This is a genomic window from Hydrogenovibrio sp. 3SP14C1 (assembly GCF_029625905.1).
Classification (GTDB): Bacteria; Pseudomonadota; Gammaproteobacteria; order Thiomicrospirales; family Thiomicrospiraceae; genus Hydrogenovibrio.
Genome location: NZ_JARTLM010000003.1, coordinates 80,826 through 96,232 on the forward strand (window position 1 = coordinate 80,826; position 15,407 = coordinate 96,232).

At 40.1% G+C, this 15,407-nt stretch carries 12 protein-coding genes; 6 read left to right on the forward strand and 6 right to left on the reverse strand.

Annotated elements, in window-relative coordinates; all coding sequences use genetic code 11:
• Positions 1–35: 35 nt before the first annotated feature.
• Positions 36–380: a ribulose bisphosphate carboxylase small subunit gene (locus tag P8629_RS03240; RefSeq protein WP_278164405.1), complete on the reverse strand. Its 345-nt coding sequence runs from the start codon at positions 378–380 to the stop codon at positions 36–38.
• Between the two features lie 45 nt (positions 381–425).
• Positions 426–1,841, reverse strand: coding sequence for a form I ribulose bisphosphate carboxylase large subunit (locus tag P8629_RS03245; RefSeq protein WP_278164407.1), 1,416 nt, complete (start codon positions 1,839–1,841; stop codon positions 426–428).
• A gap of 569 nt (positions 1,842–2,410) precedes the next feature.
• Between P8629_RS03245 and P8629_RS03250 the strand changes: the two genes are divergently transcribed.
• Together P8629_RS03250 and P8629_RS03255 are read left to right on the forward strand one after the other, a co-directional pair.
• Complete coding sequence (locus P8629_RS03250) at positions 2,411–4,573, forward strand: VTT domain-containing protein (RefSeq protein ID WP_278164409.1); 2,163 nt, start codon at positions 2,411–2,413, stop codon at positions 4,571–4,573.
• Entirely contained in the window at positions 4,570–5,256 is a 687-nt protein-coding gene (locus P8629_RS03255) for an endonuclease/exonuclease/phosphatase family protein (RefSeq protein WP_278164411.1), read from the forward strand. The genes P8629_RS03250 and P8629_RS03255 overlap by 4 nt, the downstream gene beginning before the upstream one ends.
• 404 nt (positions 5,257–5,660) lie before the next feature.
• On the opposite strand, the gene P8629_RS03260 is transcribed toward P8629_RS03255, so the two are convergent.
• From P8629_RS03260 to P8629_RS03275, 4 genes are all read right to left on the reverse strand, one after another.
• Positions 5,661–6,470 carry a DUF3037 domain-containing protein gene (locus P8629_RS03260; RefSeq protein WP_278164413.1) on the reverse strand — a complete coding sequence of 270 codons (810 nt, stop codon included), beginning with the start codon at positions 6,468–6,470 and terminating at the stop codon, positions 5,661–5,663.
• The gene (locus P8629_RS03265) at positions 6,467–7,201 is read right to left on the reverse strand and encodes a HipA family kinase (protein WP_278164415.1); all 735 of its coding nucleotides are present in this window, start codon (positions 7,199–7,201) and stop codon (positions 6,467–6,469) included. The genes P8629_RS03260 and P8629_RS03265 overlap by 4 nt, the downstream gene beginning before the upstream one ends.
• Before the next feature lie 154 nt (positions 7,202–7,355).
• Complete coding sequence (locus P8629_RS03270) at positions 7,356–7,535, reverse strand: hypothetical protein (protein WP_278164417.1); 180 nt, start codon at positions 7,533–7,535, stop codon at positions 7,356–7,358.
• A 196-nt stretch (positions 7,536–7,731) separates the two neighbouring features.
• Positions 7,732–7,980, reverse strand: coding sequence for a DUF2188 domain-containing protein (locus P8629_RS03275; protein ID WP_278164419.1), 249 nt, complete (start codon positions 7,978–7,980; stop codon positions 7,732–7,734).
• A gap of 318 nt (positions 7,981–8,298) precedes the next feature.
• Here P8629_RS03275 and P8629_RS03280 point away from each other — a divergent pair, with 318 nt between their 5' ends.
• The 4 genes from P8629_RS03280 (at position 8,299) to P8629_RS03295 (ending at position 15,398) form a co-directional block, all read left to right on the forward strand.
• Positions 8,299–11,490: a helicase-related protein gene (locus tag P8629_RS03280; RefSeq protein WP_278164421.1), complete on the forward strand. Its 3,192-nt coding sequence runs from the start codon at positions 8,299–8,301 to the stop codon at positions 11,488–11,490.
• A complete protein-coding gene (locus P8629_RS03285; protein ID WP_278164423.1) occupies positions 11,490–12,278 on the forward strand; it encodes a DUF4391 domain-containing protein in 789 nt (262 codons plus the stop codon). Before P8629_RS03280 ends, P8629_RS03285 begins: the two co-directional genes overlap by 1 nt.
• A 169-nt stretch (positions 12,279–12,447) precedes the next feature.
• Complete coding sequence (locus P8629_RS03290) at positions 12,448–14,385, forward strand: site-specific DNA-methyltransferase (RefSeq protein WP_278164424.1); 1,938 nt, start codon at positions 12,448–12,450, stop codon at positions 14,383–14,385.
• Positions 14,386–14,396: 11 nt separating this feature from the next.
• A complete protein-coding gene (locus P8629_RS03295; protein WP_278164426.1) occupies positions 14,397–15,398 on the forward strand; it encodes a virulence RhuM family protein in 1,002 nt (333 codons plus the stop codon).
• Positions 15,399–15,407 lie beyond the last annotated feature (9 nt).

The following is a 15,407-nucleotide window of genomic DNA, read 5'->3' on the forward strand; positions in this document are numbered from 1 at the left end:
ATCACTCGTTAATCCTTAGGATTCACGTTTTGGATTTACATGCCACGAGGACGGTAAACCACAAAGCTGTGCCCTTGACACTGGGTATAGTTGTCATACCCAACCAAACGGATCAAGTGATTTGGATAAGCTTGACGACAAGCATCTAACTCAGCCAAAACTTCATTTGGATCACGTGTACCAAACATTGGTAACTTCCACATACCCCAGTAATGAGCTGACGCTTTAGCTGGATTTTCATGCTCAAGCGAAGGCGTCCAACCCTGGTTGATGATGTAAACGATTTGATCGTAAATTTCATCAGCAGTCAGTTCTGGAAGAAACGAGAAGGTTTCTAATGTGTACTCTGTACGGTAATCATCTGTTTGCAAGATTGACATATTTAACTCCTTGTTTTATAGAGGATAAGTTAACTAAGACGAAGCTTAGCTCACATCCAGTTTGTCAACGGTATCGAACTCAAACTTGATTTCTTTCCAAGTTTCTAGAGCGACTGCCAATTCTTTACTGTTACGAGCAGCATCTCTTAAGATGTCTCCACCTTCTCTTTCCAAATCGCGTCCTTCGTTACGAGCTTTAACACATGCTTCAAGCGCTACACGGTTAGCCGCCGCACCTGCTGCGTTACCACCTGGGTGACCTTGCGTACCACCACCAAACTGAAGAACTGAATCATCACCAAAGATGTTAACCAACGCCGGCATATGCCAAACATGGATACCACCAGAAGCAACAGCCATTACACCTGGCATTGAACCCCAATCTTGGTCAAAGAACACACCACGTGAACGATCTTCAGGAACAAATGCTTCACGAAGTTGATCAACAAAACCAAGTGTCGATGCACGATCCCCTTCCAACTTACCAACAACAGTACCGGTATGAAGGTGATCACCACCTGACAAACGTAGACACTTAGCCAATACACGGAAGTGAATACCATGGTTAGGGTTACGGTCGATTACCGCATGCATTGCACGGTGAATGTGTAACAACATACCGTTATCACGACACCAGTTTGCAAGTGTTGTATTCGCAGTGAAACCAGCTGTTAAGAAGTCATGCATTATGATTGGTTGACCAAGTTCTTTAGCGAACTCTGCACGTTTCATCATTTCTTCAACAGTACCGGCAGTTACGTTCAAGTAGTGACCTTTACGCTCACCTGTCTCTTCTGCTGCTTTATCAACGGCATCTGCAACAAACTCAAAACGGTTCTGCCAACGCTGGAATGGCTGAGAGTTAATATTCTCATCATCTTTAGTCAAATCTAGACCACCACGAAGACACTCATAAACCGCACGACCATAGTTTTTAGCAGACAAACCAAGTTTTGGCTTGATGGTACAACCCAACATAGGACGACCATACTTGTTCAACTTATCACGCTCTACCTGGATACCCGCTGGAGGTCCACCACACGTTTTGATGTATGCGATTGGGAAACGAAGATCTTCCAGACGCAATGAACGAACCGCTTTAAAACCGAATACGTTACCAACCAAAGACGTTAGAACGTTAACCACAGACCCTTCTTCAAACAGGTCTAGTGGGTAAGCGATAAACGCATAAAAAGCGTTCTTGTCACCCGGAACATCTTCAATGCGGTAACAACGACCTTTGTAGAATTCCATATCGGTCAACAAATCTGTCCATACTGTTGTCCAAGTACCGGTTGAACTTTCTGCTGCTACCGCGGCGGCTGCTTCTTCGCGTGGAACCCCATCCTGAGGTACGACTTTGAAACAAGCCAATAAATCGGTATCTAACGGAGTGTAATCCGGTGTCCAATAAGTCAGCTGGTAATCTTGTACACCAGCATCAAATGTTTTACTTGCCATAAAAATGCTCTCCTTAATTTGGGAGTTGAATTGAATTCGGGAGCAATCTTAAAAAATAAAGTGACCTATTGACTAATTGAAAGAAACGATAGAAAAGATTGAATACTCTCTATGGAAAAGTATTTTCAAACCCTATGCTTTTCACTTGAACCTCTTTTAAACAAAGGGTTTAATGCCATATTTAAAAGTATTAAAAAAAAGCGTTTTTTTGAAAAAAAAGCGGGGAAAAAATATCTTTTTTTTATAAAAAAAAGTTTTATGTGAAAAAAAACACAAAATAGAGATGAAAAAACGAACGGATCAATTCATCAATAGTTTGGTTCTTTGAAGTAAGAAACCGTTCTGAAACAATATTTTTGGAACTGTCCAAGATAATAAAAATTATATAAGATAGTCGTATGATAAAAAACAGATTCAGTTGTTATCTAAAAAGTTTAAAAGAGGGCGCCTGCCAAGGTTCCGAAATTGAGTTAGGCCGAACATACAAATGTTAATATGAAATGGCTCAGCCAACTAAACTGAATCAATAACTGCCAGCTTTTGGATTATTGGGTTCTCTAGGATTTTTTATGCATGACATAACAAGTGGTAAGCACATGTCTATCTTGACCCCCGGTAAAAATTGTTGGCAAACAGCCGATGCGAACCGTGTCGCGGTGGCCATTGATGGAGAAAACTATTTCCGCGCGGTCCGTGAAGCGATTCTTTCAGCTCGTCATTCGGTGTTTATTCTGGGTTGGGATCTACACAGCCGTTTAAAGCTGGTGCAAGACCAGGCTGATCACAAACATCCGGTTAAGTTGGCAAAATTACTCGATTTTGTCGCACGAGAACATCATGTGGACGTTTTCGTACTAACTTGGAACTTTGCTTCGATCTACACACTAGAGCGAGAAAGGCGGCCATCATATGTGTTTAATAAACAAACCCATCCCCGTGTTCATTTTCATTTAGACAACCAACACCCGTTCGGAGCATCTCACCATCAAAAAGTCGTGGTCGTGGACGATTGCATTGCCTTTTCTGGCGGGTTCGACCTCAGTAAATGGCGCTGGGATACCCGCGAACATGCCATTGAAGATTCAAGACGGCAGGATCCTGACGGAAAGACATATCCCCCTTACCACGACATTCAGATGCTGGTTGATGGTGATGCGGCTAAAGTTTTGGGTGAGCTGGCGCGTGAACGCTGGCATCATGCGACCGGAAACGACATAACAACCGTTCAGCGAAATTCACATTATGACCCGTGGCCTAATTCTTTAACGCCGTTAATGCGGGATGTATCGGTCGGTATCGCGCGAACACAAGCCGAGTATCGTGGACAACCTTCTGTTCAAGAAGTTAAGCAGCTTTATTTGGACACTATTTCAGCGGCTCAGCATTTTATTTATATCGAAAACCAGTATTTAACAGCTCATGTGATTCAGCAGGCACTCGTTGCCAGTTTACAGCGTGAAAACGGGCCTGAAATTATCATCGTCATGCCTGAAAAAACTGGGGGCTGGCTTGAACAGCACACGATGGATGTGTTACGCGCACGCTTGGTAAAAAAATTGCAGGAAGCCGACCATGCGAGCCGCTTGCGGATTTACTATCCGAAACTCGCAGCTGACACGGATGTTTCTTTAATGGTACATGCCAAGTTCATGGTGGTGGATGATTGCTTGATTCGAGTCGCATCATCGAACTTAAGCAATCGTTCCATGGGACTGGACAGTGAATGTGACCTCGCCATCGAGGCTGAAAGGGGATCTGAAGCTCATAATGCCATTCAAACAATTCGGCGCTCTTTGATCTGTGAACATTTAGGCATCAGAATCGAGCAGTTGCGTGACAGTGAAGCCGAACATCATTCCTTAATCCGCGCAATTGAGTCACACCAAGGCGGGGAACGTACTTTAAAGCACTTGCATACGGAGGTTGATCCCGAGATTGACCAGCTTGTACCGGAATCTGCATTGATCGACCCAGAGCAACCCTACCATCCAAATCACCTTGTGAATCATTTTGTGCCGAATAAAGATAAACCGCCTACCGCTCGGCATTTTCTAAAAGTGACTTTACTATTAACGACGTTATTGGCTTTAGTCGCGGCATGGCGCTGGACACCGTTAGGCGACTGGCTGAATATTGATGAGATGGCACGCTATATCCAGTTACTTCATTCACAATCAATGACGCCTTGGCTTGTAATTCCTGTGTTTGCAGTGGCCGCCACACTTGCTGTACCTTTAACGCTATTAGTGATTACTGCAGTGCTAGCCTTCGGGTCTTCATTGGGGTTTGCCTATGCATTGTCAGGTGCGCTAGTCAGTGCCGTTCTGTCGTATTGGATAGGTCAGTGGGCCGGACATGGCCTATTGAAACGCTATTCGGGCAATCGATTACACCGAATCAGTCAGAAGTTATCAAACCGAGGAGTTTTAACGGTTATCACGATGCGTATTATTCCGATCGCGCCTTTTGCCGTTATTAACGTTGTGGCGGGTGCATCCCATATCCGTTTACGTGATTTTGTGCTGGGATCATTCATTGGTTTTTTGCCAGGCATGGTCGCCATTGCGCTTTTTACCGACAGCGTGTTACGCTCAATACAAGAGCCCAACCAAAACAATTTCATTTGGTTAGTCTTTTGGCTAGTGATGATTGTGGTCGTCATATTTGGCCTTCGTAAGTGGCTGTTAAATAAATCCAGACAAACGAGCAATGACACTAACGGTGGTACATGAACATCAAATTAGTCAGTTGGAACCTGCATCGCTGCATCGGTGGTGATGGTATACAATCCGTCGAACGTTGCGCGGCAGTTCTTCAGGAAATTAACGCCGACCTGGTTGTATTGCAGGAAGTTGAATCGTGTCCGGGCCATGAGTTTGATGCACTGAACCACTTGGCGCAAGCCACCCAATGTACCGCCCTTGCTGGCAACACCATGAAATTGGGTGAAAGTGATTACGGTAATGCGGTGCTCACGCGATTCCCATACCAAGAGATCAAATCCCACGATCTCAGTGTGGCTGATCGTGAACCGAGAAAAGCCATGGATATCTCTTTTACGCTTAGCGGTGTTCGACTGCAGCTGGTAGCAACCCATCTTGGCCTGCGTCCATCAGAACGCAGGGAACAGGTAAAGCGTTTATTAACAGCATTTGATTATGACGCGCATGACATCGTATTACTGGCCGGTGATCTCAATGAGTGGTGGTTATGGGGACGGCCGTTAAAGGCTTTACATTGCCTATTTCCCGACACCCCTGTTAGGCGAACCTGGCCAACGAAACTACCTATTTTGTCGTTGGATCGTATATGGGTAGCCCCACGTCCCGTCCTAAAAAGCTTAAAAACCCACCGAAGCTCACTGGCCAGACAAGCCTCTGATCACTTACCTCTCGTGGCTGAATTGCAATTCTAAACCAATGTAAGCCTTAATTAGCTGCCACGAAACCATTGGGGGAAACTAGAGAAAGATCATCGCTTTTGCTTTGCGGTAGGGATGACAAAACAAGATTTTCAGACATAAAAAAACCCGTACGAGACGGGCTTTTTAAGAATATGGTGGCTACACCGAACACCGGCGACTCCTATGATTTCAGAGTTATATTAACACAACTAAATTTTGCATACCAATTTGCATACCAAACTTAAATTAAAAAGAATTGGCGGAATATACCAATTAACACAGCATCCAATGTTCCTTTCCTCACACAAGAAAAGTACAGTTTGTTTTAGAACCTTACCAGTGTATGTTCCACTTATTCTTATAAAAAAGGCCACCAAAATAGTAGCCCTTAACAAGCATATTCATGATTAAAGATGTCAATGAAAATTCAAAAAGCCGTTAATTTGAGCTTCTGATTCAATTGAAGCAAGTTGTATATCGGTTTTATCAAGTGCTTCTAAAGCAAATTCAAACGCTGATTCATAATTGCTTTCAGGCTTTTCATAAGTCACTAAGTGCTTATTAGCTTCTAACAACTCCGCTTGCTCTAATACTTCAATTTTTGCAGCCCAGTTAACAGCGTGCATGATTAAACTATTGGCATCTTTTTGCTTCATAAAACTTAACGGTTTAACACTTTTACTATTTTCTTCATTAAAGAAAGGCATCGCCACGCTCAGGCCAATGCTCTGCTTTTCTAAGTGAACTTCCTTAAATAGAGTTTCAATATGGTGTTGTTTAAGAAAATTCTTAAATTTTCCCGCCAAAACAGCATCATGATTCTTTTTATAGGTATTTGATTCAAAAGCCACTAAATCATTAAACAAATCCTCAACTGATTTTTGATAATCATCAGTCATCAATACACTAATATCTGTGTACCGAATCAAAGAATCTCTTGGTCTAATTAACTCTTGAAAAATACTGTTTGATAATACTTTATCATTCTCCATCAGAGTTAAACGATTCAACTCTTCGCTTAACGTTTGAATCGTATGCTTAAAAATATTTTTCGGGAGTGTCTTAAAGAAGTGGTTTACCCTCCCTGTCTTATTAACAGCCAAAAGCTTAAACTTAAACCTAGATGTTTTAGTGCAAAAACAAACCACACCTATATTCACTGCTTCCCTTCGATCAGGATAAGGTAAAAACTGAACAATGCTGTACTGAATCACATGTTTTTTCATAAAAGTCGTTTCCAAATAGCACCATTAGCATCTTCTAATAAGTCATTGTACATTTTTTCTAAATTTAAGCTGAAATCATCTGCTTCTAACCATTCTTTAGGACAGCTAGATACATAATTATCCCATTTTTGTACTAATTTTTGTAGCTTTAACTCATAGTCATTACGCATACATAAATCCAGATCATAAACTTCACCAGTGGATTTTCTAAACACATGCGTTCTTAAAAAACCATCGTCGCACTCATCAAAGGCAAGATTATGGTCAAAAACATAAAAGTCAGAATTTTCTACTGACCACAATAAATTAACATTACCGCCTTGTGACGTTAAGTTACGATCATCATTACGAATCCACAAATCAAAAACCAATAAATCCTGCTGTTTTTCAACAGGCACTAAATTGATATTACTGACACTAAAATCCTGAGCAAAATCCACTTTTTGAGAAGCAAAAACCACACCTTCTTTTGGCAAATTAATAACATTAGATTTAGCAAAACCAGGGTAAGAGTTAATTAAACTTTGAACGATGTAAGCAGGTTGAAAATAGGGAACATTAAAACCAAACTCTTGTGCCATCTTTCCACAAATCCACTCTTTAACAAGCCCGTTTGCGGTAGCTCCTTCAAGATACTTAACAAAATAAAAGCAATCATCATCCGCTTTACAGAATAACGGTTGCGTCTGGCCTTGCTGAGTAATAGATTCAATAGAAATAATTTCTAACATAGGTTTCCTAAAAAACACCTTATAAGCTTTTTAATTTTGCTCCAACTCAGTTTTTTTAACGTCTTTGCATTCTTAATAAACAGTTAAAAATGAATAAGAAAAGTCGATTTTATTTGCGAATAAAGATCAATGAGGTGCGATATACTAGGAACCATTACTCACTCCCTTTACCAATAATTTTTTCGACTATCTTTAGCGCCTCATCAATTCCTTCTTCAGTGCTGTTTCGAGCTGTTTCTTCATTGATGATTGCTTTGGAAGATTTTAGCGCGGTTCCAATAATTAGCAATTCGTTTACTGATAAAGTTTCCTTAAGCTTAATATCGTCAAGCATGGCGTCTCACCTTTTTATACATAACGTAGATTTCAAAGGAACATCCACTGAAAAACATTATTCATACTGACTAAGTATGTCATGCACTTGAACAAGTTTTACAACCACCTACATTTGAGTAAATGGTTCTTGCTCAGCAGTGTTTTAAGTATTGTCATTTAAATAAATGTGCTCCATTTTTACATGCTTACACTCTTCAGTGTTCTTTGTCTTTCGGCGGGTGTGGGTCATTCCCAGGCGGTATAGTGTCTTTACTCCTAATTTTTCCATCTCTACCTTTAGTGATAAGCTCACCACCACCCTGGTTTTTTAGCATACCCCTTGCTGCCTGTTCAGCTTCTTTTTGTGTTCTGTGTAAGCTAGAGGCTTTATCTGCATCATTACGTTTATTTTCCCATGTACCATCCGAACGCCTTGATATAACTCTATCTCTACCTTTGCTCATACTACTTCCTCATTCTATTTAAGGAGGGTTACAACAATCTTTGTATATTCGCTTAGAAAAATTTTCAATGAAAAAAGTCAAATCCCTTTTACATGATGACTATATCAAAAAAAACCATATTTACTAGATAGTTTACGTACAAATTACACCATAAAATAGTGACCATCAAATTAGCGCTCTTCCTGTTGTCCACTAAAAAGTATCTAGAATTTTGGTAATTATTCTATTACCCTAGGGACTGGAATCCGTAAAATACCTTAGTAACAATAGGATTTATAACTTTTAATTTCGAATTTTACTTATGAACAAAAAAGATCAATGTCAAATTTCATAATCGACAACAAGAGCACAGAAAAGCTTTATCAGCATCTGACCAGTCAAATTGAGCCTGGCTCAAACGTTTCCTTATTACTTAAAACCTTCTCCTTATCAGGATTTGAAACACTCGAGAAACAACTTCTAAAATCCAAAACCAGGCTTATCCTTGCAACTAATAATAGTCCGCTCGCCCCAAGAATAGCGTGTGAAAAAGGTGAAGAAAAACTATTAAATAAACTCAACCAAAAAGAACTCGCTCAACGATTAGTTAAATGGCTCGAAAATAAAGTTGAAGTTAAAGGGATTCCAGAAAACCGCATTCAACAAAATTTATTTCATATTCAATCCAGTGATAAACAAACCTTTATTCAAGGCACCTCCCCCCTCACCTCTTCTGGCTTAGGGTTAATTCAAACAGATCGACTCGAAATGAACATGGGCAGTGATGATCCTCAACAGGCTGAAACCTTAATCCACTGGTTTAACTCACTTTGGAACGACAATACCACATCAGAAAACATCCTGGAACAAATCAAACAAGCCGCAAACGAACTAGCTAAAAACCAAGCTCCAGAAATTATTTACCTTTTAACCCTTTATCGTATATTCAACGATCTACTTGAAGAGATTGACGAAGAATCCATTGTAAAGACCAAAACTGGATTCAAAGAAACGGCAGTGTGGAATAAGCTGTATCAATTTCAAAAAGACGGCGTACTGGGGGTGATCGACAAGCTCGAACGCCACAATGGCTGCATACTTGCTGATTCGGTCGGGCTGGGTAAAACATTCGAAGCTCTGGCAGTGATCAAGTACTATGAACTCAGAAATGACCGTGTACTCGTTTTAGCCCCAAAAAAACTCCGAGACAACTGGACTCTCTACACCCAAAACGACAAACGCAACTTACTGGCTCAGGATCGCTTCAGCTACGATGTTCTAAACCATACCGACCTGACTCGTGAAAAGGGCTTCTCTGGAGACATAAACCTTGAAACAGTAAACTGGGGCAACTACGACCTAATTGTAATTGATGAGTCTCATAATTTCCGTAATGCCAGCACGTCTGATGACCGCCATACGCGTTATTCCAAATTAATGGAAGAGGTTATCTCCACTGGTGTAAAAACTAAAGTCCTTATGCTTTCAGCCACACCGGTCAATAATCGCTTAAACGATCTCAAAAACCAAATTGCCTTTGCCACGGAAGGAAATGACTACGCAATGTCTGATTTCGGGGTATTAAATATTTCACAAACCCTCAAACGCACTCAGAGTAAATTCAACGAATGGCTCAAATTACCGGATAATAGTCGAACTACTGAAAATCTATTAAATACAGTAAATTTTGATTATTTCAAATTACTCGATTTGCTCACCATTGCCCGTTCCCGCAAACATATTGAGAAGTACTACAATCTAGATGAAATTGGGCAATTTCCAACGCGCTTGAAACCTCTTAACATTCAGGCAGACTTTGATACCCAAGCAGAATTCCCTTCTTTAAGAGAAATTAACAAAACCATTAGCCGATTGAATCTGAGTACCTTTGCACCACTCAAATATGTCGAAGTCCACAAACGCAAAGCATACGAACAAAAATACGACACCAAACTCAAAGATGGTCAGTCGGTTTTCTCACAACTCGACCGCGAAAAAAGCTTAATCGGCCTCATCAAAATCAACATGCTCAAGCGCTTGGAAAGCTCTATACATTCCTTCCTTCTAACAGCAGAAAGACTGTTAAATGATGTTAACAAACGCATTGATCAATTGGAGAAGCATGCTGAGGATGAAATAGCAGAGCGCAACATTCTTGAAACGGACATTGACTCCGTTGAGCTAGAAGCATTAATGGTGGGGAATAAAGTCAAAGTACTGATCCAGGACATGGACCAAGCTCAATGGATGTATGACTTACAAGAAGACCAACGTTACCTCACCGAAATCGTCAATGCAGCAAAAGCCATTAATGCAGAAAGAGATGAAAAACTCCAATTACTCAAACAACACATAAGCAACAAACTTCAAAACCCACTGAACTCCAACAACAAAAAAGTTATTGTCTTTACGGCTTTTGCTGATACAGCTCAATACCTCTATCAACATCTATCTAACTGGGCTCACCAGCAACACGACATTCATTCTGGTCTGGTCATTGGCTCGGGCACCAACAAAACAACCAACCCGCTTGTTGGTTCAGAACTGAATGAAATCCTCACCGCCTTCTCCCCTGTTTCAAAAGAACGCGATAAAACAGGCATGCAAGAAGAAGCAGAAATTGATCTTCTGATAGCAACTGACTGCATTTCAGAGGGGCAAAACCTGCAAGATGGTGATTACTTAATCAACTACGACATCCACTGGAATCCAGTACGAATTATCCAGCGCTTTGGCCGTATCGATCGCCTTGGATCGAAAAACACCCAAATCCAACTAGTCAACTTCTGGCCTAATATGGAATTAGATGAATACATTGATCTGGAAGCACGAGTTTCCGGTCGAATGGTGTTATTGGATGTTTCAGCAACCGGTGAAGAAAACATTATAGATGCCAATAATGCCGGCAGAATGAGAGACTTGGATTACCGTCGAAAACAATTAAAAGAACTACAGGAAACTGTTTTAGACTTAGAAGACATTTCTGGTGGGCTTTCGATTACTGATTTGACGCTAAATGATTTTAAAATGGACTTATCCAACCAATTAAAAGAACATAGCGAATCTCTTGATGCCACACCTAACGGGTTATATTCAGTTGTGAATCTTGATGATCACCTTAAAAACACAGGGCTTAAGCCAGGCGTTATCTTTTGTCTAAAAAGCCTGAGTGGCGACTACTCCAAAACCCATCAAAGCAATGAACCTTATGCGCTCTACCCATACTTTTTAGTCTTTGTAGCAAAAGACCAAACCATTAACTTGTCATATACCCAAGCCAAGAAAATATTGGATATTCTTAAAAAACACAGCTTAGGCAATACCTATCCAAATGACGAATGCTATCAGAAAATTCAAAACTCTACTGAGTACCAGGCACACCTAAAATCTGCCATCGAACACATCCAAGGCAAAAAAGCAGAAGAAGGCATTAACAGCTTGTTTACTCGTGGCGGCACACAGCTTGATGCCTTCAGCAGCACTACAGACTTTGAAGTGATTAGCTACTTAATACTGGTTGGGGAAAGTTAATGACAGTTATTGAGTCATTCAAACTGCCTTCAACACTAATCATTCAGCAAAGACTCACCAAAAAGAGTTTTTATGAAATGGGCAACCTCAGTAATGCCCAACAAAAGCTACTACAAGAACAAATCGACTCCGTTAAAATTACGGCACACCTGACAGCCGACAAAACTAACATCCCTATTTATCAAACTGACAAACACGAATACCTTGAAATATTCATCATAGAAGCTGATCTAAAGAATTCCCAGGCCTGGTCAGATCTACCCGGCAAGCAACTCTCAACTCTCCATGAAATTTTTCACAAAGCCATCCCGTACCCATTAATACTATTGATTCATTCGGCTCAAGACACACAACTATCTCTTGCTGAAAAGCTAATCAACCAAGCAGATACATCCAGTGAAAAACTTATCATGAATGACTTAATTCAAACAAACTGGTTAAACTCAGAAGAGTTCTCAAGCATTCAACAACAATTTTTAAAATCATTGAGTTATGACAAGTTAAACAAACAAAACCTCTATACAGTCTATCAAAGCTTAATGCATCGATTTACAGCACTCTTGGTCGCAGAACAAACAGGCACTTACACCGTATCAGACGAAAGCAAAAACATTACTCAGCTGGAAATAGATCAACAACGCCAAAAACTCAAAACTCTAATCAAGTTGAACAGAGAAATTACAGAAATAAAAAACAAAATAAAAGACTGCCACCAGTTTAACGAAAAGGTTGAACTAAATATGCAACTGCAAAATTTAACCAATCAATTAGCAGACATCAAAAAATAGATTAAAAACCTCGCAATTTAAACGTTGTTACGCATTTTTCAGAATGTACAATAAGCATACATATTTTCAACCCACATTGAAGTAACGGCAAAAATTTATTTACTCATTCATAGCCACCAAAAAGTAAAAACTGATTAAATAGACGCAAATATAAAAAACAGAGAACAACATGACGGATACCCAAAACGACTACTTACAACAGCTCCCAGGCAAAAGCATGGACTTAACCGAACACAATACCGAGCAACTCAAGCTGTTGTTTCCAAATGTATTTAGTGAAGGCAAGATTGATTTTGAGGCGTTAAAGTCGGAATTGGGTGAAGCGGTTGAAGAGTCAAACGAACGTTATCAGTTTACCTGGGCAGGTAAAGAACAAGCCAAACGCATTGCCACCACGCCTACTTTGGGGACCTTACGTCCAGCACCAGAAGAATCAGTGAACTGGGACACCACCGAAAATATGTATATTGAAGGGGATAACCTAGAAGTCTTAAAGCTCCTGCAAAAAAGCTATTTTGGCAAAATCAAAATGATCTATATCGACCCGCCTTACAACACGGGTAACGATTTTGTTTACAAAGATGATTTTAAAGACAACCTAGCCAACTATCAGCGCCTTACAGTTCAAAAAGACGACGAAGGCAACCCTCTCACCACCAACACCGACAGCTCAGGACGCTATCACTCAAACTGGCTCAATATGATGTACCCACGCCTTAAGCTCGCCCGAAATCTCTTAAAGGACGATGGCGTGATTTTTATCTCCATTGATGACAATGAAGCTCACAACTTAAAAAAAATATGCGATGAAATTTTTGGAGAAGGAAATTTTATTGCACAACTCGCTGTCCAGCTAAACCCTCGTGGTCGTCATTTAGACAAATTCATTGCCAAAACACACGAATCTATTTTAGTTTACGGAAAAAACATCAACTTAGCTTCGACAATATTTGGAGTTGAAAAAGAAGGCAGTATGGTTGAAGAATACAACCGAGAAGATAGCCGTGGGAAGTATAGACTTTTAGGTCTTAGAAACAGAAACCAAGCTTTCAATCCTCAGACAAGACCTAAACTTTACTACCCAGTTTACGTAAACCCACAAACAGGAGATGTCTCTCTCGATGTTGATGCAATTCATACAGATGAAGTTTTTCCTGATACTCCAGATGGGATTAAAACTTGTTGGACTTGGGGAAAAGAAAAGTTCGTTAATGAAAATATTTTATTGACTGCTGAAAAAACAGGAAACGAGTGGAGAGTTTATAGAAAAGACTATTTATATGATGAATCCGGAAAGTCTGCTACAACACTCCCTAAGTCATTATGGATAGATAAAGAAATAAATAATGACTATGGTAGAAAGGAGATAAAAAGTTTATTTGAAGGAAACTCTGTAATGGATTTCCCTAAATCAATAGCATTAATTGAAAAGCTTATCAAAAGTGGAAGTCGTAATAATTCCATAATATTAGACTTTTTCTCTGGCTCAGCCACGACTGCCCACACTGTAATGAAACTTAATACAGAAGATAAAGGAAATCGTAAATTTATAATGGTTCAAATACCTGAACCGACTTCTGAAAAATCAGAAGCGAGAAAAGCTAATTATGAAACCATTCCTGAAATCGGTAAAGAACGCATCCGCCGTGCCGCTAAGAAAATCAAAGAAGAGCATCCTGACACCCAAGCTGATTTAGGCTTTAAAGCCTTCAAACTTGACACTTCCAATATCAAAAAATGGCAACCAAATCTAGATGATTTGGAAAACGACCTACTAGATGCGGTGGACAATATCCTGCCCGACCGCACAGCGGAAGACTTACTCTACGAAGTGCTGATTAAATACGGTTTGCCTTTAACCTTGCCAATCGCAAGCATAAAAGTCGGAATTTACCAGGCCTGGTCAGTCGCCAACAACTCACTTGTCGCCTGCTTTGACGAAAACATCACCCTAGAGACCGTCCAAGCCATCGCCGGCCTAAGCACACCAGAAAACCCAGTGCTAAGAGTCGTCTTCAGAGACACCAGTTTCACCGACGACATCACCAAAACCAACGCTATCCAACGCCTAAAACAAGCCGGCATTGAAGACGTACTGAGTATTTAGAGGTTAAAACCATGGAAAAAACCGCCAGTATTCTATTTTATACAACCCCTAATAATTCCGTAAAGTTAGAAGTTTTTTTTGAAGACGAAACGTTTTGGTTAACTCAAAAGCGTATGGCGAAACTCTTTGGTGTGAATACGCCTGCGATTAATAAGCATATTGCCAATATTCTGGCTGAGGACGAACTGGATGAATCAACTATTTCCAAAAAGGAAATAGTTCAACAGGAAGGCACGAGAAGCGTAAAACGAAAGGTTGATTTTTATAATTTAGATATGATTATTGCGGTTGGTTATAGGGTGAATTCCCAACAAGCAACCCAGTTTAGAATCTGGGCAACCCAAACCTTAAAAGAGTTCATTATTAAGGGCTTTGTGTTAGATGATGAACGCTTGAAGAATGGAACGCATTTTGGCAAAGATTACTTTGATGAGTTAATCGCCAAAATTCGTGAAATTAGAGCGAGCGAAAGACGTTTTTATCAAAAAATTACCGATATCTATTCTCAATGTAGTTCTGACTATAGCCCGAACTCTCCCATTACTCAAAAATTCTTTAAAACCGTACAAAATAAACTTGAGTTTGCAATTACTGGAATGACAGCCCCCGAAATCATTCATAATCGAGCCAATGCCGAAAACACCAATATGGGATTGCAAACATGGAAAAATGCACCTAATGGCAAAATTTTGAAAACAGACATCACTGTTGCCAAGAACTATCTAACAGAAACAGAGCTCAAACAATTAGAGCGCATCGTAACAATGTATTTAGATTTTGCAGAAAACCAAGCAGAACGCCAAATTCCGATGAAAATGCAAGACTGGGTAGAAAAGCTAGATGCCTTTTTAGAATTTAATGGATATAACATTTTACAAAGTGCGGGAAAAATTCAACGAAAAGTTGCGGATAAATTGGCAGAGCAGCATTACGAAATTTTTAGAGTTGAACAAGATAGAAACTTTGAATCCGACTTTGATAAAACCGTTAAACACATAACAAAGAAGAAATGAGCTAGTACA